The 17,528-nt window shown below is 73.6% G+C and carries 20 protein-coding genes; 3 read left to right on the forward strand and 17 right to left on the reverse strand.

All coding sequences use genetic code 11. From position 1 onward, the window contains the following. Positions 1-10 precede the first annotated feature (10 nt). Genes HUT12_RS18975 through HUT12_RS18985 form a run of 3 tightly spaced genes read right to left on the reverse strand, consistent with a single transcriptional unit; the run spans position 11 to position 2,621 of the window. Positions 11-586, reverse strand: a complete 576-nt coding sequence (locus tag HUT12_RS18975; protein ID WP_131053475.1) for a GerMN domain-containing protein — start codon at positions 584-586, stop codon at positions 11-13. Next, the gene (locus HUT12_RS18980) at positions 583-1,941 is read right to left on the reverse strand and encodes a cell wall metabolism sensor histidine kinase WalK (RefSeq protein ID WP_176094236.1); all 1,359 of its coding nucleotides are present in this window, start codon (positions 1,939-1,941) and stop codon (positions 583-585) included. The genes HUT12_RS18975 and HUT12_RS18980 overlap by 4 nt, the downstream gene beginning before the upstream one ends. Continuing rightward, a complete protein-coding gene (locus HUT12_RS18985) occupies positions 1,938-2,621 on the reverse strand; it encodes a response regulator transcription factor (RefSeq protein WP_131053473.1) in 684 nt (227 codons plus the stop codon). Before HUT12_RS18985 ends, HUT12_RS18980 begins: the two co-directional genes overlap by 4 nt. Positions 2,622-2,774: 153 nt before the next feature. Here HUT12_RS18985 and HUT12_RS18990 point away from each other — a divergent pair, with 153 nt between their 5' ends. The 3 genes from HUT12_RS18990 to HUT12_RS19000 all read left to right on the forward strand — a co-directional run bounded on the left by HUT12_RS18990 (position 2,775) and on the right by HUT12_RS19000 (position 4,262). Continuing rightward, entirely contained in the window at positions 2,775-3,239 is a 465-nt protein-coding gene (locus HUT12_RS18990; RefSeq protein ID WP_176094237.1) for an STAS domain-containing protein, read from the forward strand. Positions 3,240-3,283: 44 nt separating this feature from the next. Further along, complete coding sequence (locus HUT12_RS18995; protein ID WP_131053910.1) at positions 3,284-3,553, forward strand: GlsB/YeaQ/YmgE family stress response membrane protein; 270 nt, start codon at positions 3,284-3,286, stop codon at positions 3,551-3,553. 85 nt (positions 3,554-3,638) lie between these two features. Next, positions 3,639-4,262 carry an STAS domain-containing protein gene (locus tag HUT12_RS19000; RefSeq protein ID WP_176094238.1) on the forward strand — a complete coding sequence of 208 codons (624 nt, stop codon included), beginning with the start codon at positions 3,639-3,641 and terminating at the stop codon, positions 4,260-4,262. Between the two features lie 82 nt (positions 4,263-4,344). Here the strand turns inward: HUT12_RS19000 and HUT12_RS19005 are convergent, their stop codons facing one another. The 14 genes from HUT12_RS19005 to fabG form a co-directional block, all read right to left on the reverse strand. Next, the gene (locus HUT12_RS19005) at positions 4,345-4,851 is read right to left on the reverse strand and encodes a hypothetical protein (RefSeq protein WP_131053908.1); all 507 of its coding nucleotides are present in this window, start codon (positions 4,849-4,851) and stop codon (positions 4,345-4,347) included. 147 nt (positions 4,852-4,998) lie between these two features. After that, on the reverse strand, positions 4,999-6,270 hold the full coding sequence (locus HUT12_RS19010; protein WP_254876880.1) for a cytochrome P450: 1,272 nt from the start codon (positions 6,268-6,270) through the stop codon (positions 4,999-5,001). A gap of 5 nt (positions 6,271-6,275) precedes the next feature. Beyond that, positions 6,276-7,832, reverse strand: a complete 1,557-nt coding sequence (locus HUT12_RS19015) for an AMP-binding protein (RefSeq protein ID WP_131053906.1) — start codon at positions 7,830-7,832, stop codon at positions 6,276-6,278. A 15-nt stretch (positions 7,833-7,847) separates the two neighbouring features. Further along, positions 7,848-8,582 (reverse strand): class II aldolase/adducin family protein, encoded by a 735-nt coding sequence (locus tag HUT12_RS19020; protein ID WP_131053905.1) that lies wholly within the window; start codon positions 8,580-8,582, stop codon positions 7,848-7,850. Continuing rightward, entirely contained in the window at positions 8,579-9,310 is a 732-nt protein-coding gene (locus HUT12_RS19025; protein WP_176094240.1) for a 2-hydroxychromene-2-carboxylate isomerase, read from the reverse strand. The genes HUT12_RS19020 and HUT12_RS19025 overlap by 4 nt, the downstream gene beginning before the upstream one ends. Beyond that, positions 9,307-10,245, reverse strand: a complete 939-nt coding sequence (locus HUT12_RS19030) for a thioesterase family protein (RefSeq protein ID WP_131053903.1) — start codon at positions 10,243-10,245, stop codon at positions 9,307-9,309. The genes HUT12_RS19025 and HUT12_RS19030 overlap by 4 nt, the downstream gene beginning before the upstream one ends. Before the next feature lie 17 nt (positions 10,246-10,262). Further along, on the reverse strand, positions 10,263-11,048 hold the full coding sequence (locus HUT12_RS19035) for an alpha/beta fold hydrolase (protein WP_176094241.1): 786 nt from the start codon (positions 11,046-11,048) through the stop codon (positions 10,263-10,265). Then, complete coding sequence (locus HUT12_RS19040; RefSeq protein ID WP_176094242.1) at positions 11,045-11,986, reverse strand: beta-ketoacyl synthase N-terminal-like domain-containing protein; 942 nt, start codon at positions 11,984-11,986, stop codon at positions 11,045-11,047. The genes HUT12_RS19035 and HUT12_RS19040 overlap by 4 nt, the downstream gene beginning before the upstream one ends. Further along, positions 11,983-13,101, reverse strand: coding sequence for a beta-ketoacyl synthase N-terminal-like domain-containing protein (locus HUT12_RS19045; protein WP_131053900.1), 1,119 nt, complete (start codon positions 13,099-13,101; stop codon positions 11,983-11,985). Before HUT12_RS19045 ends, HUT12_RS19040 begins: the two co-directional genes overlap by 4 nt. Next, on the reverse strand, positions 13,079-14,212 hold the full coding sequence (locus HUT12_RS19050; protein WP_176094243.1) for a beta-ketoacyl synthase N-terminal-like domain-containing protein: 1,134 nt from the start codon (positions 14,210-14,212) through the stop codon (positions 13,079-13,081). Before HUT12_RS19050 ends, HUT12_RS19045 begins: the two co-directional genes overlap by 23 nt. Continuing rightward, a complete protein-coding gene (locus HUT12_RS19055; protein ID WP_176094244.1) occupies positions 14,209-15,414 on the reverse strand; it encodes a beta-ketoacyl synthase in 1,206 nt (401 codons plus the stop codon). Before HUT12_RS19055 ends, HUT12_RS19050 begins: the two co-directional genes overlap by 4 nt. Before the next feature lie 2 nt (positions 15,415-15,416). Beyond that, the gene (locus tag HUT12_RS19060) at positions 15,417-15,671 is read right to left on the reverse strand and encodes an acyl carrier protein (protein WP_131054435.1); all 255 of its coding nucleotides are present in this window, start codon (positions 15,669-15,671) and stop codon (positions 15,417-15,419) included. 6 nt (positions 15,672-15,677) lie between these two features. Then, complete coding sequence (locus tag HUT12_RS32885) at positions 15,678-16,745, reverse strand: hypothetical protein (protein WP_254876881.1); 1,068 nt, start codon at positions 16,743-16,745, stop codon at positions 15,678-15,680. Continuing rightward, the gene (fabG, locus tag HUT12_RS19075) at positions 16,742-17,482 is read right to left on the reverse strand and encodes a 3-oxoacyl-[acyl-carrier-protein] reductase (protein ID WP_131054436.1); all 741 of its coding nucleotides are present in this window, start codon (positions 17,480-17,482) and stop codon (positions 16,742-16,744) included. Before fabG ends, HUT12_RS32885 begins: the two co-directional genes overlap by 4 nt. Positions 17,483-17,528 lie beyond the last annotated feature (46 nt).

Consider the following 17,528-nt stretch of genomic DNA (forward strand, 5'->3'; position numbering starts at 1 on the left):
GGAACTCCTGTCATCGAGGGCTGACGAGCACCGCGTAGTCGGCGGAGGTGAGGGGATCCGCCGAGAGCGAGCCGTCCGCGCGGGGCACCCGCAGCGGGGTGCCGTCGCCGTCCAGGAAGATCACCGCCGACACGTCGGGGCGGGCGCTCAGGGTACTGACGATCTGCCCGTACGCGAGGAGTTCGTCGCTGCGGCCGGTGTCGGCGCCGGCCGGGGTCACCGTCACCCGGGCCTGCCCGCCGACGAGTTGCACCACGGCGGTGCTCAGCGCCCCGGGCAGCGCGCTGCCGACGCCGTCGTCCCGCTCCCCCGGCGTCGGCCCGGCCAGCAGGTCCCGGAGCTGCTCGTCGGGGGTGGGCGCCTGGTCGGCGCGACGGGTCACCGGCACCAGCCGGTCGTCGCGCGAGAAGTAGAGCAGCTCGGTGAGGGCCCCGGTCTCCGCCGCCGTGGGGGCGGCGGTCGCGGTGTACGGGAACGGGCCCGGCGGCGGCGTCACCGTCCGGGGATGGTCCTCGGCGGGCACCCCGCACCCGGCGACCAGGGTCAGCAGGAGGGCGGCCGAGATCCGCCCGGCGGTACGCCTCATCCGAGGCTGCCCGGCAGTGTGATCCGGAACCGGGCGCCGCCCTCGGGACGGTCGCTGACCGTGGCGTCACCGCCGTGCGCGGCGGCGTGCTGGGCCACCAGCGCGAGCCCGAGGCCGGTGCCGTCGCCGCCGCCCCGGAAGTTGGCCGCCCGACCGCGGACGAAGCGGTCGAAGATCGCCTTTCGATCCTCCATCGGCACCCCCGGTCCCTCGTCGTCGACCTCCACCACGCCGGTGGCACCGTCGCGGGACAACCGCACCGCCACCGGGCCGGCGCCGTACCGCTCGGCGTTGTCGAGGAGGTTGGTGAACACCTGCGCGACGCGCCGCCGGTCCACCTGCCACGTCGGCGGGGTGTCCGGATCGAGGTGCACCATGGACTCGGGCAGGTCCCGGTCCCGGCAGGCCTGCCGGGCCAGCGCGCCGACGTCGACCTGTTCCCGGTGCGTCGGCTGGTCGCTGCGGGCCAGGTCCAGCAGGTCGTTGACGAGCTGCTGGAAGCGGGCGATCTCGTCGGCCACCAGCCGGGCCGCCGTGGTGGTCCGCTCGTCCTGGTTCTCGCGCCGCTTACTCAGCACGCTGGCGGCCGCCGCGAGGGTCTGCAACGGCGACCGCAGCTCGTGGCTGACGTCGGCGGCGAAACGCCGGTCCCGGTCGATGCGGCGGGCCAACTCGTCCACCATCCGGTTGAACGAGGTGGAGAGCCGGGTCAGGTCAGGGTCGGTGTCCGGCGCGAGCCGGGTGGTGAAGTCGCCCGCCGCGATCCGTTCGGCGGCGTCGGCGACGGCGGTGAGTGGGCGCAGCCCGTGCCGGGTGGCGTACCACCCGATCGCCGCCCCGGAGCCGGCCACCACGATCGCGACGGCGGTGAGCGCCAGCGCGAGCACCTGGAACGTCTGGTCCAGCTCCCGAAGCGAGACGATCTCGTAGAACGCCGCCGAGTCCGACAACGGCACACCGACCAGCACCACCGGCTGGTCGGCGACGCGGACCCGCTGCACGGCGGGCTCACCGGCCATCACCAGGTCCTGCAACCGCTGCGGGATGGCGGGGGTGGTGCCGGTGTCGGCCCGCCGGCCGTACCACTCGCCGTTGAAGTACAGCACCGCCCGCCGGCTGGTGCCGGTGTCCAGCGCACGCAGCGCCTCCGCCACGTCCGGCTCGTCGGTGGCCAGGCCCGCCCGGACCACCTCCGCGTCGTAGTACGCCACCCGCAGCACGGTGCGTTCCCGCTCGTCGAGCAGGGTCCGGCGGGTCAGCTCGTACGACACCAGGGCCATCGAGGCGGACAGCGACAGCGCACCGACGGCGAACGCGGCGGTGACCCGGGCACGCAGACCGAGACGTGGTCTCATCTCTGCAGCTTGTAGCCGAGCCCGCGCAACGTCACCAGGTGCCGGGGGTTGGCCGGATCGCGCTCGATCTTCTGGCGGAGCCGACCCACGTGCACGTCGACGAGCCGTTCGTCGCCGGTGTCGTAGCCCCACACCCGGCTGAGCAACTGCTGGCGGGAGAGCACCCGCCCGGCGTGTTCGGCCAGTTCGCAGAGCAACCGGAACTCGGTGCGGGTGACCGCGACCGGGGTACCGGACCGACGCACCTCCCCCGCCTCCGGGCTGACCTCCAACTCGCCGAAGGCGAGCACCGGCACCGGCGCCTCCACCGGGGTCACCGTGCGGGCCCGACGGCGCAGGGCGCGCAGCCGGGCGGTCAGCTCCTTGATCGCCACCGGCTTGACCACATAGTCGTCGGCACCGGCCTCCAACGCGGCGACGATGTCGTGGGTGTCGTCGCGGGCGCTGACCACCACGATCGGCACGTCGTCGTCGCGGCGGAGCTGACGGATGCCCTCGAAGCCGTCGATGCCGGGCAGCATCAGGTCGACCAGGACGTAGTCGGCCGGGTCCCGGCGCTGCGTCCGCAGGCCCTCCTCGGCGGTGGCCGCGCCCCGGGCCTCGTAGCCCTCGTCCTCCAGGGCGAGCAGCAACGCCAACCGGATCCGGTCGTCGTCCTCGATCACCAGTACCGCTGTCATACCGGCATCATCCCCAAGCCCTGGCCGGGCGGCCAACCACCACCGACCTGCGGGGCTTTTGTCACGCAACTGTCATACGTCCGCGCTCTGCCCGCCAAGCCCGCTGGGCAGGGTGAGAACCGACCTCGGGTTACCAGGAAGGGGGCCCTCGACGTGACCACGCCACGACGCCCCGAATGCGCGGTGCCGCTGGTCGAGGTGTCCATCACCGAGTTCGACCTGGCCTGCCTTCCGGAGACCGGTGCGGTCTTCGACCAGTTGCTGGCCCTCCGGCCCCAGCAGGTCGTGATCGACCTGGCCGGCTGCCGGCACATCGACGCGGCGGCCATCGGCCTGCTGCTCGACGTGCACCGACGGATGGTGCGCCTCGGCGGGGTACTGGCGGTGCGCAACCCCAACCCCCGCATCACCCGCATCCTGCAGACCGCCCGGCTGGACCAGATCCTGCCGGTGCACGGCGCGGCCGGGACCGCGCCCGAGCCGTCCGGCGACGCCGCGACACCGCCCGGCACCACACCGGCCGCACCCGGTGTGGTGCCGCCCCGGCGGCCCGCGTCACCGGAGGTCACGCCGCAGCCGGCCGCGCACGGCCGGGCGGCCGTGACCGTACGCACCTGACCCACCGCCGCCGACGCACCGACATCGCGAGAACGAGGAGCAGCATGACCATCGCCGGGATCGCCGCGGCCCTAGTCGTCGGTCTCGCCGTCGGTGCCGTGGGCCGGCTCGTCGTCCCCGGCCGTCCCGCCGTGCCGCTGTGGCTCACGATGACCATCGGCGCGGTCATCGCGCTGCTCGGCGCGATCAGTGCCTGGCTCGCCGGCCTCCGAGGATTCAGCCTGTTGGGGCTGGTCGCGCAGGCCGGTCTCGCCGCGGTCGGTGTGGTGATCGTGGTCGCCACCGCCGGCAAGGAACGTTCCGACTCCCTCTGACAAGTCCGTACGGCGACGGCGTACCGCACCGACGCCCCGAGTCCGTGTCCCGGCCGCACAGCTGCGGCACCGGAGAGGATGCAGAATGACCGTCGTACCGGACGACAACCTGATGACACTGATCTGCGACGTCTGCGGCGACACCACCACCGGCACGGCGTGTGTGCTGCCCGACGCGGAGGTGGTCTGGACTCTGGTGTCGGACCACGGCTGGAGCGGTTCCCCGTTCGCCACCGGCCCGCACCGCTGCCCCCGGTGCAGCGCACTGCCGGCCGGCCCGCCCCCGCGCGCCGACCGTACGCCGATCGGTCTCGGCGGTGCCGACGAGGCGCCCGTGGGCGGCGAGGCCGTGACGGGGCCCGAGACCGCGCTGCGCGTCGCGTTGCGGCAGGCGGTCGACGTACACGGCACGATCGTGGTGAACCTGGACGGCGTGCAGCTCATCGACTCCGCCGGACTCGGCCTGCTGGTGCGGGCCCACCGGGAGGTCCGGGAGCGGGACGGGCGGCTGTGCCTGGCCGCGCCGTCGCGGTTCATCCGCACGGTGCTGCACACCATGAAGCTCGACGGGGTCTTCCCGATCTTCGAGAGCCTCGACGAGGCCGTGGCGCAGTTGCGGCAGGCCGCGTTGACGACGGCGGACATCGACGCCGAGATGGCGGTGCCGGTGGTGGCGGAACGCCGTCCCGCCGGTCACGTCACGGTCTGATCCCCCACCCCGACACACCGGTCGACGTACGCGCGGAGCGCCGTACCCGGTGGCCGGCTGGCGGCCACCGGGTCGACGTGTGTCAGGAGGCGGCGGAGAACCCGCCCCGGCGGCGCAGCCGGCCGATCCAGCCCTGCGCGGTGTGCCGGGGCACGCCGTAGTGCTCGGCCACCGCGGTGACCGTGCCGGTGCGGTTGAAGACCTCGACGACGTCCTCCGGCATGCGCCGGTAGACCCGCCCCTTCGGCACCGCCGCCTCGGTCCGGCGTCGCGTCGTGCCGGAGCCGGAGCGGTTGGCACCGGAGCGCACGGACCGGTTGCCGGTGGCCGGGGTGAACGACTGCTCGGCGGCGGGGACCTCGGTGGGTGACTCGACGACGGAGGCCGGAGTCACCGGCGTGCCGCCGGCCGGGAACAACGCGCGCAGGAGGAGATTCAGGTCGAAGGAGGGAAGCGTCGGCGCCGAGATGCCACTGCCGGCACGCATCACGAGTTCGACCACGCGCGGCGTGGAATCGTCGATGTCGACACAGATAACGGTTTCCGTGTCGGCACCCTCGGACCGGATCGTGATTGTGTAGTCACTCATCGCCACCCTCCGCTGTTCGTCACATCACACTGCACACTCCGGCGGTGTGGTGGTTGAACGCTTCACACCAGATTAGCGGATTGAACGGGCTACTCACAGAAGCGACCCGGCATATGACGATATCACCGTCGGTGGTTAACAACTGCTTCACACTCCGTCCGGTCCGACGGAGCCGTCCGGAATGAAGCGTCCGGGCAATGACTTGAGCCCGTTCACGAAGTTGCTTTCCAGCCGTACGGCCGGTCCTGTCAGCTCGAAACGCCCCAGGTGCGGCACCAGTTCCCGCAGCATCGCCTGCGCCTCCAGCCGCGCCAGATGGGCGCCCAGGCAGAAGTGCGGCCCCATGCCGAACGACAGGTGCGGGTTGGGATTGCGGTCCAGACGCAGCACGTCCGGGTCGTCGAAGACGGCACCGTCGCGGTTGGCCGAGACGTACCAGAGCACGACCTTGTCGCCCTCGGCGACGGCCCGGCCACACAACTCGGTGTCCTCAGTGGCGGTACGTCGGAACTGCATGATCGGTGTCACCCACCGCAACAACTCCTCCGTCGCCGACGGTAACAGCGACGGGTCCCGCGCCAGCCGGTCCCGCTGGGCCGGCGCGGCCAGCAGTGCCGACACGCCACCGGAGATGAGGTGTCGGGTCGTCTCGTTGCCCGCCACCACGAGCAACAGCCAGAAGCTACAGAACTCGCGGTCGGTCAGGCGTCGGCCGTCCACCTCGCTGGTCGCCAGCAGGGTCATCAGGTCGTCCCGGGGCGACCGGCGCCGTTCACCGGCCACCGTGAGGGCGTACTGGAACGCCTCGACGAAGGTGGTGCGGTACGCCTCCACGTCACCGCCGCCGTACTCCGGGTCGTCGAAGCCGACCAGGTTGTTGCTCCACCGGTAGAGCAGGTGCCGGTCCTCGCGCGGCAGGCCGAGCAGGTCGGCGAGGACCAGCAGGGGCAGTTCGGCGGCGAGGTCGGCGACCACGTCGCACTCGTCCGCGGCGACCGCGCGGCGCACCAGGTCGTGGGCGTGGGCGGCGACGCTGTCGTGCAGGGCGCGCACCGCCCGTGGGGTGAACACCGAGGTGACCAGCCGCCGGATCCGCGAGTGCTGCGGCGCGTCCATGTTGACCAGGAGCTGACGGGCCTGCTCCAGGTCGGCGGGGGTACGCGGATCGGGCAGGAACGCGCCCTTGCGGCCGGAGGAGAAGAGCTCCGGCCGCCGGGACGCGGCGACCACCGCCTCGTGACTGGTGGCCGCCCAGAAGCCCGACCCCTGACTGAGCATCCGGCCGCCGCCGCCCCGCCGCCACAGTGCCGGCTCGGACACCCAGGACACCGGCTCCTCGCGGCGCATCCGGGCGAACTCGGTGTGCGGCACCTCGACGCCGTACGTGGCCGGGTGTGCCACGTCCGGACGCTGCGCCACCGGGCTCACGAGCGTCCCGCCGTGGTCTGCGGACGCAGCAGCTCACGCAGCACGTCGTGGCGGAGCTTGCCGGTGCCGTCGCGCGGCAGTTCGGCGACGAACCGCCACCGGCGGGGCACCTTGAACCCGGCCAGCGAACGGCGGCAGAACGCCTCCAGCACCTGCGGGGCGGCGGCCGGGTCGAGCCGGTGCGGATCGAGTTCGACGACGGCCACCACCCGCTCGCCGTACTCGTCGTCGGGTTCCCCGGTCACCGCCGCGTCCCGGACCGCCGGGTGTTCCTGGAGGACCGCCTGCACCTCGGCCGGGTAGATGTTCACCCCACCGGAGATGATCAGGTCGCGGGCGCGTCCGGTCAGATAGAGGTAACCCTCCTCGTCCAGGTGACCGGTCTCGCCGTAGGTGAAGACGCCGGGACCCAGATGCGCGTCGCGGGTCTTCTCCGGGGCGTTGTGGTACTCGAACGTCTTTCCCCCGGCCCGGCGGACGAAGACCCGCCCCGGGCGGCCGGGCGGCAGCGCCACCCCGTCCGGGTCGAGGATGACCACCTCGTTGGGAGGCACCGGCCGACCGACACTTCCCGGCCGACGCAGCCACTCCTCGGCACCGATGAGCGTGACCACGCCCGCCTCGGTCGCCGCGTAGTACTCGACCACCACCGGCCCCCACCACTCGATCATCTGTCGTTTCACCTCGACCGGACACGGCCCGCCGCCGTGCCACACCACCCGCAGGCTGCGCACGTCGGCGTCGGCCCGGACCGCGTCGTCCAGCCGCAGCAGCCGGACGAACTGGGTCGGCACCAGGTGGCAGGCGGTGATCCGGTGCGCGGCCACCGTGGCCAGGAACGCCTGCGGGTCGAAGCGCTCGTGCAGCACCAGGCGGCTGCCGCGCAGCAACGGCAGCAGCGCGAAGAACAGCTGCGCGGAGTGGTACCAGGGACCGACCAGCAGCACCGCGCCGCGCGCCGGCACGTGCAGGGCGTGCCCGGCGTACGCCAACAGCCGTTCCACCCGCCCGAACGGCGCCCCGGCGCGGAACAGGCCGTTGCGGACCCCCTTGGGCGCACCCGTGGTGCCCGAGGTGTAGAGCATGGTGGAGCCGCAGACCTGATCCGGCGGTTCGTCGGCGGCGAGACCCGCCAGCCGCGGTTCGACCGCGACCGCGTCGCCGACGTCGCTCTCCCCCGTCACGAGCTGCCGGACCCGCACAGCTGCGGTCCGCACCGCCTGGTCGACCACGGGCGCGTAGGCGGGCTCGGTCAGCACGAGTCGGCTCTCCGAGTCCGCCAGCAGGTACGCGATCTCCGGCGCGGTCAGGTGCCAGTTGACCGGCACCACCGTCACCCCGGTGTGCAGGGCGGCCAGCAGCGCCTCGAACGTCTCCCGCCGGTTGCCGCAGACCACCGCCATGGTGTCGCCGACCCGCAGCCCCTCGGCGCGCAGCAACCGGATCCACCGGTTGACCCGCGCGTCCAGCTCGGTCCAGTCCAGCTCACCGTCGGCGTCGGTCAGTGCCGGTGCACCGGTGGCCCCGGCCAGGTCCCTCAGCAGTACGGCCATCCCGTTCCCTCCGGCTCAGTCCAGCAGGTCCGGCTGGGCCCGCACGATGTCGGCGTACAGCGGCCGGAAGTTCAGCCGGGCGATCCCCGGGGTGCCGATGACGCGCCGGGTCTCGGCGGCCTCGTCCGGGCCGATCAGGATCGGCTGCCCCGCCGCCTCGGCCAGCAACTGCACCTGGGCGCTGCGGTCCATGGCGATGAACCACCAGGCCGCCTCCGCCACCGAACCGCCGACGGTGAGCAGCCCGTGGTTGCGCAGCACCACCGCCTTGGTGTCGCCGAGTGCGTCGGCGATCCGCTTGCCCTCCTCGTCGGCGAGCACCACGCCGGTGTAGTCGGCGAACACGGTGTGGTCCTGGTAGAAGGCGCAGGCGTCCTGGGTGATCGGGTCCAGCGGACGGCCCAGCGCCGACCAGGCCCGCCCGTGGGTGGAGTGGGTGTGCGCGGCGGCGACCACGTCGGGACGGGCGGCGTGCACGTGCGAGTGGATGACGTACCCGGCCGGGTTGATCCGTCCGGTGCCCTCCAGCACCTCACCGCCCGCGTCCACCAGCAGCAGGTCGCTGACGCGTACGTGTCCGAAGTGCATCCCGAACGGGTTGATCCAGAACCGGTCCGGGTCCTCCGGGTCGCGGGCCGTGACGTGGCCCCCGGCACCCTCGTCGAACCCGTAGCGGGCGAAGAGCCGGCAGGTCGCCGCCAGTTGCCGCTGCCGACGCAGGCGTTCCTCGGCCGGCGTGCGCCCGGTCATCCGCAGCCTCCCGCGGTGTCGGTGTCGAAGGCGGCACCGTCGAGCACCGCCGCCGGAACGGCGGCTCCATCGCGCACCGCCGTCGGCACGGCGGGACTCGCCTCCGGCGTGGGCGTGCTCTCCGGTCGCCATTCGGCCAGGAAGTGGTCCACCCGGTCCAGGCCCCAGAAGCGGTGCCGACCGACGCGCAGGTACGGGATGCCGAAGATGTCGTCGTCGTACGCGGCGGCCAGGCAGTCGACCCCCTCCGCGCGCAGCGTCTCGTCCTGCGGGGCGTTCTGTGCGGCCACCGGGTCGATCCCCGCCTCGACGGCGGCCCGGGCGACGACCTCCGGGGTGCAGACGTCCTCGCCGCGCTCCCAGCGGGCCGCCACCAGCGCGTCGTAGAACGGCACCGCCCGACCGGCCCGGCGGGCCAGCAGCCAGGCCAGGTGCGGCAGGTCCCACCACGGGTCCACGTCGATCGGCCAGGCCATCGGCAGTCCGGCGCGCTGCGCCAGCCGCTTGGTGTCCACCAGCAGGTAACGGTGCTTGGCCCGGCTCATCTGCACGTAGTGCATCTCGGCGCCCCGCTCGGCCAGTGCCGCGTTCGTCTTCTCGTCCGGGTCCCAGTACGGGAACCAGTCGACCTGGGCGAACAGGTCCGGCACCTCGGCACGCAGCCGGTGCACCGCCAGCCAGCTGTACGGGCTGCGGAAGGAGAAGTAGAGCCGGGGCCGCTTCTTCATGCCACACCGCCGGCCAGCGCGCGGAGCACCTCGTCGTCGAACTCGGCCAGCTCGCCGGCGTTCGGGCCGGCGCTGATCGCGTACCCGTGCAGGATGTTCGCGGTCGCGGTGTGCACCAGCCGCTCGCCGCGCCGGACGTAGCAGTCCATCCGCGCGTCGAACATGACCCCGCGCAGCACGTCGGTGACGGTCAGGACGGTGTGCACGTCCTCCTCCATCCGGGCCGCCTCGACCATCCGGATCCGGGCCCGGGACACCACCGGGATCCAGGAGCGTTCGCGGACCAGTCGGCCCACCGAGATGCCTCGGGCGGCCAGGAACCGGTCCACCACCTCCTCCAGCGCCCGCACGTAGCCGGAGTGCTGCACCCGGTCGGAGAAGTGGCAGTAGAAGTAGGGCGCCCGCCAGGTCCACAGGAACGACCGGGACCCGACCGGGGTGAGCACGTCGGCAACCGTCTCGCCGGGGCGGATCGGCCGGTGGTCGGGTCGGCTCACCGTGGCGGCGGCACCCAGGGTCGGCACCACCAGGTCCGCCAGGTGCGCGGGGGCGGGCGCGGAGGCGGTGGCGGCGGGTTCGACGACCAGCGCCACCCGGACCTTGCCGCGCAGCACCACCTGCTCGCGCCCGTCGCGGACCACCGTCATCCGCACCGTCAGCCGATCGGCGGACTCGCCGGTGACCTCCACCCGCACCTCGTCGTCGACTTCCAGCACGGCCGGCAACTGCACCGAGCAGTCGACGATCTCGACGCCCAGGCCGTGCTCGTGGAAGAGGTCGCGGGCACCGGGACCACGGTCCCGCAGCCACTGCAGCACCGCCTCCTCGACCAGATAGATGAAGTGCTTGAAACCGATCCAGGTGCGGATGTTGGCCCCCTCGTACCGGGGCCGCCCGACCAGGACGGTCAGCGGGGCGGTGGGCGCACTGGTCATGGTGGCTGCTCCTGTCGTCAGGGACGTACCGTCACCCGGTTCGCCTCACCGACGAACCGGGCGGCCTGCTCCGCGACCTCGTCGGCGTGGCGGACGTGGCAGAAGTGGTCGTAGTGCTCGTGCACCAGCAGGGTGGCCCGGGGCATGTCCCGGCCCAGCGTGGCGGCGGCGGCCGGGGAGAGGGTCGGGTCGGCCCCGCCGGCCAGGATCAACGTCGGGACGTCCACCGTGGTCAGCGCCAGCCCGCCGCTGTTGACGAACTGGTCGAAGACGGTGAGGAAGCCGGCCGGCCCGATCCGGTCGATGGCCTTGGTGAACATCGCGTCGAGCAACGCGGCGTCCAGCTTGCGCAGTCGCGGGCCGACGCGCAGCCGCAGTCCGTCGTGGACGTGCCGGTCGAAGGTACGCCGGGCCCGGTCGAAGACCTGCCAGGTGATCGGTTGCTCGGGCGGGCAGTACAGCGGGCAGATCAGCACCGTGGCGCGGGCCGCCGGCTCCCCGCCGGCCAGCAGTTCCAGCGTCGCGTTCGCGCCGAAGGAGTGCGCGATGACGGTGTCCGCCGGGCGGGGCAACCCGGCCAGCCCGGCGGCGAGCCACTGCGCCGGGCTGCCCTGGCGACGCCACCGGTAGTCGTTGCCGGCCCGCCACGGCAGGTCCAGGGCGACCACGTGCCAGCGGGGGTCGAAGGCCCGGGCCAGCGGTCGCCACGACTCCCAGGAGTCCTCCAGGCCGTGGGCGAGCACCACCAGGTCTCCCCCGGGCACGCCGGAGGTCAGCTCGTGCACCGCCGGGGCCGGGATCATCGTCCGGCTCCGGGGGTGGCGTCGAGGAGCAGCTCGCGTACGCCGTCGGTGTCGTCACCGCAGGCGACCGCGACCGGGCCGGGCGCTCCGGCGTCCAGCAGCGTCGCGGCCAGCGCCAGGTTCACCACGCCGGCCGCGCCGTAGCAGTCTCCCCAGTGCGCCGCCGGGTCGAAGCCGCCCGGCCCGATCCGGCGGTACGCGGACCGCCCGCCGGACGGTCCCAGCACGGGCCCGGTGTCGGACCGGGCGGTGGTGGTGAGCACCAGGCAGGCGGCACCGGCGCGCAGCGGGAAAGCCGGGCGACCCGCCTGGTGCAGTTCGGTGGCCACCTCGTCGGCCGGCTCGGTGCCCACGACCAGCACCCGGTCGGCCCGTCCGGCGCGCAGCAGCAGCATCGCCGCGCGGACCGCGTCCAGGCCGGCGGTGGCGCCGGAGCAGACCATCAGGTTCGCCGCGCCGAGTCCGAACCAGAGCGCCACGGTGCTGGCCACCACGTTGCTGGAGGCGTTCGGGGCGGCGAGCGGGCTGACCGCGCGGCCCCCCTCGGCGTGCACGGTACGGGCCAGGTCGGCAACGGTGGCGACGTTGCCGAGGTTACCGGCGACCACCACCGCGCTGCGGGGGTCGACGCCGTCGGGCGGGTGGCGGCCGGGCGGCAGGCCGAGCGCGCGGTGCACCGCACAGAGCGCCAGCCGGGTGGCGGGTTCCTTGAAGAGCAGGCCCTTACGGCCGAGCACCTGGTGGGCGCGGTCGGCGGGCACCGCGTCGGCCAGGGTCGCGGACAGTCGCGACGCCGACGTGCCGGACCACGCGGCCAGGTCGGCGGCGAGACCGTCCGCCTCGGGCAGGTGCAGGCTCCACCCGGCCACCCGCACCGTCACCGGTGCGGCGGTGCTGGCGGGCCGGGTCGGGTCGGGGGCGATCAGTGGGCTGGTCACGGGGCCTCCACCAGGGTGACGGCGTTGACGCCGCCGAAGCCGAACGCGTCGGACTGGACCAGCCGGGCAGGATGCGCGGTCGCCTCGGTGGGGAACCGCAGTCCGGTGCCCTCCGGCAACGGACGCCGCAGTCCCACCACCGGTGGCACCCGGCCCTCGGCCAGGCAGCGGCGTGCCACGTCGAGGTTGACCAGCGCGGCGGCACCGGAGGTGTGCCCGGTGGCGCCCTTCACGGCGGTCACCAGCGGATCCGCACCGCCGCTCACCAACACCTGCCGGAGCGCCTCGCACTCGGCCGGGTCGTTGAGCGCGGTGCCGGTGCCGTGCGCCACGACCAGGTCGACCTCGGCCGGTTCCCGGCCGGCGCGGGCCAGCGCGTCCCGCATGGCGCGGGTGATGCCGGCCACCGACGGGGCGGTCTCGTGGTGGGCGTCGCAGGACAGGCCGGTGGCCACGATCCGGGCCAGGGCCGGACGGGTGTCGTCGTCGTCGGGCACCAGCACGAGCGCGGCGGCGCCGTCGCCGAGCAGGACGCCCTGCCGGTCGGCGTCGAACGGCCGGACCGTCTCGGTGGGGCGGTCGACGACACGGCCGATCATCGCCAGCATCGACTCGGTGGTCGCGTCGACGCCGCAGACCAGCACCGCGTCGGCGTCACCGAGCATGAGCAGGTCCTCGGCGAGGGCCAGGACGTGTCCGCCGGCGCTGCACGCGTTGCTGACGGTCACCACCTCCCGCAGGCCGGGCACGGCCGTGTGCACCGCGTCGCCGAAGTGCAGCCGGTGCGCGCCGAACGCGTCGCCGCCGGTGGCGTACGCCTCCACCGCCGCCAGTTCCCGCAGACCGGTGCCGACCAGGGCGACCACGCGGCGACGCCGGGGATCCAGCGCACCGGCGGCGACCGCCCGCGCGGCGCACTCGGCCACCCAGCGGCTGGCCGCGAAGGCCCGGTCCGCGCCGTCGTCGACGTGGTAGCCGTGGGCGACGTTGAGGGCGGCCGGTACGCCGTGCCGCAGCGGACCGATCCCGCTTGTGCCGGCCAGCAGGCCGGCGAAGGTCCGGTCCCCGTCGCCGAGGCAGGTGCGCAGCTCGCTAGCGGTCAGACGCGCCGGCACCCGGCCACCCCCTGACGATGGCGGCAGCGGTGCCGCCGTCCGGGCTGCGCGAGGTGATCAGCGCCAGCCGGGGCGTGTCGCCGGCCGGTGCGGTGGCGAGGAAGGTGGCCAGCGCGAGCCCACCGGTGGCCGCGTCGCAGCGCCCGAAGAGACCGCTGGCCCGGATTCGGGTCGGCACCTGGCCGAGCGCCGCACAGGCGGGGTCGAACTCGTCGGTGTCGTCCTCCCCGGTCTCGCCGGTCAGGACGCAGTCCACCTCGGCCGGGTCGACGCCGGCCCGACGGACCGCCCGGGAGACGCACCCGGTGAGCGCCCGGTCGGCGGCCGGACCGCCACCCGGGCCGTACGCGGTGGCCAGCGCGAGCACCTCGGCCTCCCGGCGTACGCCGGCCCAGGCGGGCTGTTCGGCGCGGGTGAGCACGAAGACCACCGCCGCCTCACCGGTCGGCACCGGCTGCCCGGGGCGACCGGTCAGCCAGGTGGTCCAGGCCCGGTGCGGGCTGAACTCCTCCACGGCACCGACCAGCATCGCGTCGACGTACCCCCGGGCGATGGCGTTGCTGCCGTACCGCAGCGCGTCGAGGAAGGCCAGCGGGCCGGTCGCCACCGTGGCGTTGACCCCGCGCAGGCCGTGCCGGATGGCGGACTGACCGGCCGCGCAGTTCATCACGGTGTTGGGGAACAGCACCGGGTTGACCAGGTACGGCTTCTCCTGGACCAGCGTCTCCCGGGTGTAGTCGCTGGTGGAGCGGAAGCTGCCCAGCGAGGTGCCGAGCACCAGGCCGAGCCGGGCGCGGTTGGTGTCGTCCACCTCCACGCCCGCGTCGCGCAGCGCGTCGCCGCACGCCACCACGGAGAGCGCGGTGGCCCGGTCGTAGAAGCTGGTGCCCTTGCGGCCCAGGTGGCTCCGGACGTCGAAGTCGACCAGCGCGTGTCCGGTCGGGGTGGGCAGCGGCTCGTCGGTCAACGCGGTGACGTCGACCGGCCCGCCCGGAGCCGGGACGCCGGCCGGGACGCCCGGCGTGACGGCGGCCAGGCGCTCGGCCAGCGCGGCCCGGCCCACACCGGCCGGGCTGACCGCGCTCCATCCGGTGATCACGACCCCGCTCATTCGACGGCTCCGATCAGGACGATGGCGTTGTTGCCGCCGAAGGCGAACCCGTTGTTCTGCACCACCCGGACACCGGCCTGGCGGGCGGTGTTCGGCACCGGGTCCAGCCCGGCCAGGGCCGGGTCCGGATTGGCCCAGTTGATCGTCGGTGGCAGGAACCCGTGCGCGATGGCGAGGGTTCCGGCGATCGCACCGAAGCCGCTCGCCGCGCCCATGGTGTGCCCGATCATCGACTTGATCGAGCTGACCGGGGGCACCCGGTCGCCGAAGACGTCGAAGATGGCCTGGGCCTCCACCGAGTCGTTGGCCGGCGTGCCGGTGCCGTGGGCGCAGATGTAGTCGACGTCGGCCGGCTTGACCGAGGCGTTGCGGTGCGCGGCGCGCATGCAGGCGGCGATGCTGCCCCGGTCCGGTGCGACGGGGTGGTTGGCGTCGCAGTTGACGCCGTACCCGAGGACCTCGGCGTAGATCCGCGCCCCACGGGCACGGGCGTGGTCGAGGGTCTCCAGCATCAGGATCGCCCCGCCCTCGCCGGTGAGGATGCCGGAACGGTCCCGGTCGAACGGCGAACAGGCGTCGGCGGTCAGCGCCCCCAACCGGTAGAAGCCGGCGTGGGCCCAGCGGCAGACCGAGTCGGCCCCGCCGGCGAACATCACCTCCGCCTCACCGGTGGCCAGCATGTCGTACGCGTAGCCGATCGCGTAGTTGCTGGCCGAGCAGGCGGTGGCCAGGGTCAGCGACTCCCCCGCCAGGTCCAGTTCGGTGCTCACCGCGTGCGCGAGCCGACCCGCCGGCACCTGCCGGAGCAGGTCCGGGTCCATGCCCTCGAAGCCGGACTCGACCTGTTGGGCGGTCACCGCCTCGACCACCACCGACTCGCCGCTGGTGGTGCCGACCACCACGCCGGCGCGCTCCGGCGCTACCGCCGACGGGTCCAGGCCGGAGTCGGCCAGGGCCAGCCGCGCGGCGGCGGCCGCGAACTGCGCGGACCGCCCCCAACGCGCCACGTCGATCCGATCCAGCAGCGCCTCCGGGCGGAACCCCGGCACCTCCCCGGCGTTGCGGTGGGGGAAGCCGCCGGCGTCGAAGCTGCGGATCGGCGAGATGCCGGATCGGCCTTCGCGCAGGCCGTCGGTGAACGCGGAGACGCCGATCCCGATGCTGGACACCGGGCCGAGCCCGGTCACCACGACCCGGTTCATGCTCAGGCCTGGTCGGCTGAGTGACGCACCACCGCGTCGTAGACCGCTTTGAGGTTGCTCAGCTGCGGCAACTCCGACTGCGGAATCTCGATCTTGAACTTCTTGTCGATCCGCGCCAGGATCTCGATCGCCCGCAGCGAGTCGGCCTCGTAGTCCTCGGCGAAGTCGCCGGTCTCGGTGAGCTCCTCCGGCTCGAGCTCCAGCACCTCCGCCACGATCTCGCGGAGTTCGGCCATGCGGGGGTCGGTCTGCGTCATGACAGGTCAGCCTTTCCAGCGGAGGTTTGACGAAGCCGGCGGCACCCCGGGCCGGGACGAGTCCCGTCCGGTGGGGACGCCGACGGTTCCCGAGGTGGCGGTCTCGGCGCCGGCCGTGGCCGTGAGCGCCGTACGCGGGCGTCGGGCCGCCATCAGCGTCCCGACGCGGGCGATGCGGCGGTCGCCGACGTACGTCTCGCCGGTGGCGAAGGCGGTGTCGGCGATCACCCGTTCCAGGTAGACCACGTGACGCAGCACGTCGCCCGGGTAGGCGACGCCGTCGAAGGTGAAGTCGCGGGCCCCGACGAACATCAGCACGTGCTCGTCACCGATCGGGGTGTCCGACCCGGTCAGCCAGAGCAGGGCGGCGGTCTGCCCGAGTGACTCCACCAGCAGCGACGCCGGGTAGGCGTAGTCGCCGGGCGGTGCGTCGTCGGTCAGGGCCCGGTAGCAGGGCTCGGTGGCGGTGACCGTCTTGACCGCCTCGATCCGGTCACCGGGCGCCAGGCCCAGCACCCGGTCGACGAGCAGCAGCGGGTAACGCTGCGGCAGGAGTGCCCGGACCTGGTGGTGCCCGAGCGCTCCCCCGGTGACGGTGGGCGGGCCCGACGGGTCGGACGCGGTGCCGGTCGCCTCGACCACGTCCCCGCCGTCGAAGCGGGCGCGCATCGTCACGGTCACCGTGCCGTCGTCGCGGCGGCCGGAGGCGGTCACCGCCCACCGGTCGGGCCCGTCGGCGACGGCCTTGATGTCCAGCGTCAGCCGGTCCGGCGGCAGCAGCGGCGCCAGGAACCGCACGGCCTGGACCGCGCGCGTGCGTAACCGGGGTCGGCCGGCGCCGCGCAACGCGATGTCGACCGCCTGCGCGAGGGCCTCCAGGACGAACACGCCGGGGAAGACCGGGAAGCCGGGGAAGTGACCGCACAGGTTCGGGTCGTCCGGGCGGACCGGCACCGCGGCGATCACCTCGACGTGCTCGCCGACGGCGGTGACCTGGAGGTCGTCGACGGCGGCCAGCGGCGCGGCGCCGGGCGGGCAGCGGCGGGTGGTGGTGGTGACGGTGGGGGTGCTCACAACGTGATCCCCCCGTCGACCTGGAACACCTGACCGGTGATGTAGCCGGCGCGCGGCGAGCAGAGGAACTCCACCAGGTCGGCGACGTCCTCGGCGCGGCCGAAGCGGCGCAGGGCGATCTGGCCGAGGGCCTGTTCGCGCAGCTTGCCGGAGAGCGCGTCGGTCATGTCGGTCTCGATGAAACCGGGGGCGACCACGTTGACCCGGATGCCGTACCGGGCCACCTCCTTGGCCAGCGAGCGGCTCAGCCCGATGATCCCGGCCTTGCTGGCGGCGTACGCGGTCTGTCCGGTGTTGCCGTACACACCGGCCACCGACGACATGTTGACCACCACGCCGGCTTTGCGCTTCATGAAGCGGAAGGTCATCGCGCGGCAGAGGTTCCAGGTGCCGGTGAGGTTGGTCGAGATCACCGCCGACCAGTCCGCCTCGGTGGAGAGCACCAGGGGGCTGTCGCGGGTGATGCCGGCGTTGTTGACCAGACAGTCGATCGGCCCCAGCGCGTCCTCGGCGGCGCCCACGAACGCCTCCACCGCCGCCAGGTCGGTCACGTCGCAGGGTGCGAAGTGCACCGGCACTCCGAAGGCCGCGACCTCGGCGCGGGTCTTGGCCGCCGCCTCGCTGGCGCTGCTGTAGCAACCGGCCACCGCGTAGCCCTGCTCGGCGAGCCGCAGCGCCGTGGCGCGTCCGATTCCCCGCGAGACGCCGGTCACCAGAGCTCGAAGCTGAGTGGTCAAGCCAACCTCCCCTGTCGGACGACTGCCGACCGAACGCGATACAACA

This window comes from Verrucosispora sp. NA02020 (assembly GCF_013364215.1).
Classification (GTDB): domain Bacteria; phylum Actinomycetota; class Actinomycetes; order Mycobacteriales; family Micromonosporaceae; genus Micromonospora.

Coding starts and splice junctions, on each gene's coding strand:
- HUT12_RS19020 (WP_131053905.1), bottom strand. CDS start 8,582: ATGACCGGGCGCACGCCGGCCGAGGAACGCCTGCGTCGGCAGCGGCAA.
- HUT12_RS18980 (WP_176094236.1), bottom strand. CDS start 1,941: ATGAGACCACGTCTCGGTCTGCGTGCCCGGGTCACCGCCGCGTTCGCC.
- HUT12_RS18995 (WP_131053910.1), top strand. CDS start 3,284: ATGACCATCGCCGGGATCGCCGCGGCCCTAGTCGTCGGTCTCGCCGTC.
- HUT12_RS19025 (WP_176094240.1), bottom strand. CDS start 9,310: ATGAAGAAGCGGCCCCGGCTCTACTTCTCCTTCCGCAGCCCGTACAGC.
- HUT12_RS19055 (WP_176094244.1), bottom strand. CDS start 15,414: ATGAACCGGGTCGTGGTGACCGGGCTCGGCCCGGTGTCCAGCATCGGG.
- HUT12_RS19060 (WP_131054435.1), bottom strand. CDS start 15,671: ATGACGCAGACCGACCCCCGCATGGCCGAACTCCGCGAGATCGTGGCG.
- HUT12_RS19005 (WP_131053908.1), bottom strand. CDS start 4,851: ATGAGTGACTACACAATCACGATCCGGTCCGAGGGTGCCGACACGGAA.
- HUT12_RS19015 (WP_131053906.1), bottom strand. CDS start 7,832: ATGGCCGTACTGCTGAGGGACCTGGCCGGGGCCACCGGTGCACCGGCA.
- HUT12_RS19035 (WP_176094241.1), bottom strand. CDS start 11,048: ATGATCCCGGCCCCGGCGGTGCACGAGCTGACCTCCGGCGTGCCCGGG.
- HUT12_RS18985 (WP_131053473.1), bottom strand. CDS start 2,621: ATGACAGCGGTACTGGTGATCGAGGACGACGACCGGATCCGGTTGGCG.
- HUT12_RS19050 (WP_176094243.1), bottom strand. CDS start 14,212: ATGAGCGGGGTCGTGATCACCGGATGGAGCGCGGTCAGCCCGGCCGGT.
- HUT12_RS19030 (WP_131053903.1), bottom strand. CDS start 10,245: ATGACCAGTGCGCCCACCGCCCCGCTGACCGTCCTGGTCGGGCGGCCC.
- HUT12_RS18975 (WP_131053475.1), bottom strand. CDS start 586: ATGAGGCGTACCGCCGGGCGGATCTCGGCCGCCCTCCTGCTGACCCTG.
- HUT12_RS19000 (WP_176094238.1), top strand. CDS start 3,639: ATGACCGTCGTACCGGACGACAACCTGATGACACTGATCTGCGACGTC.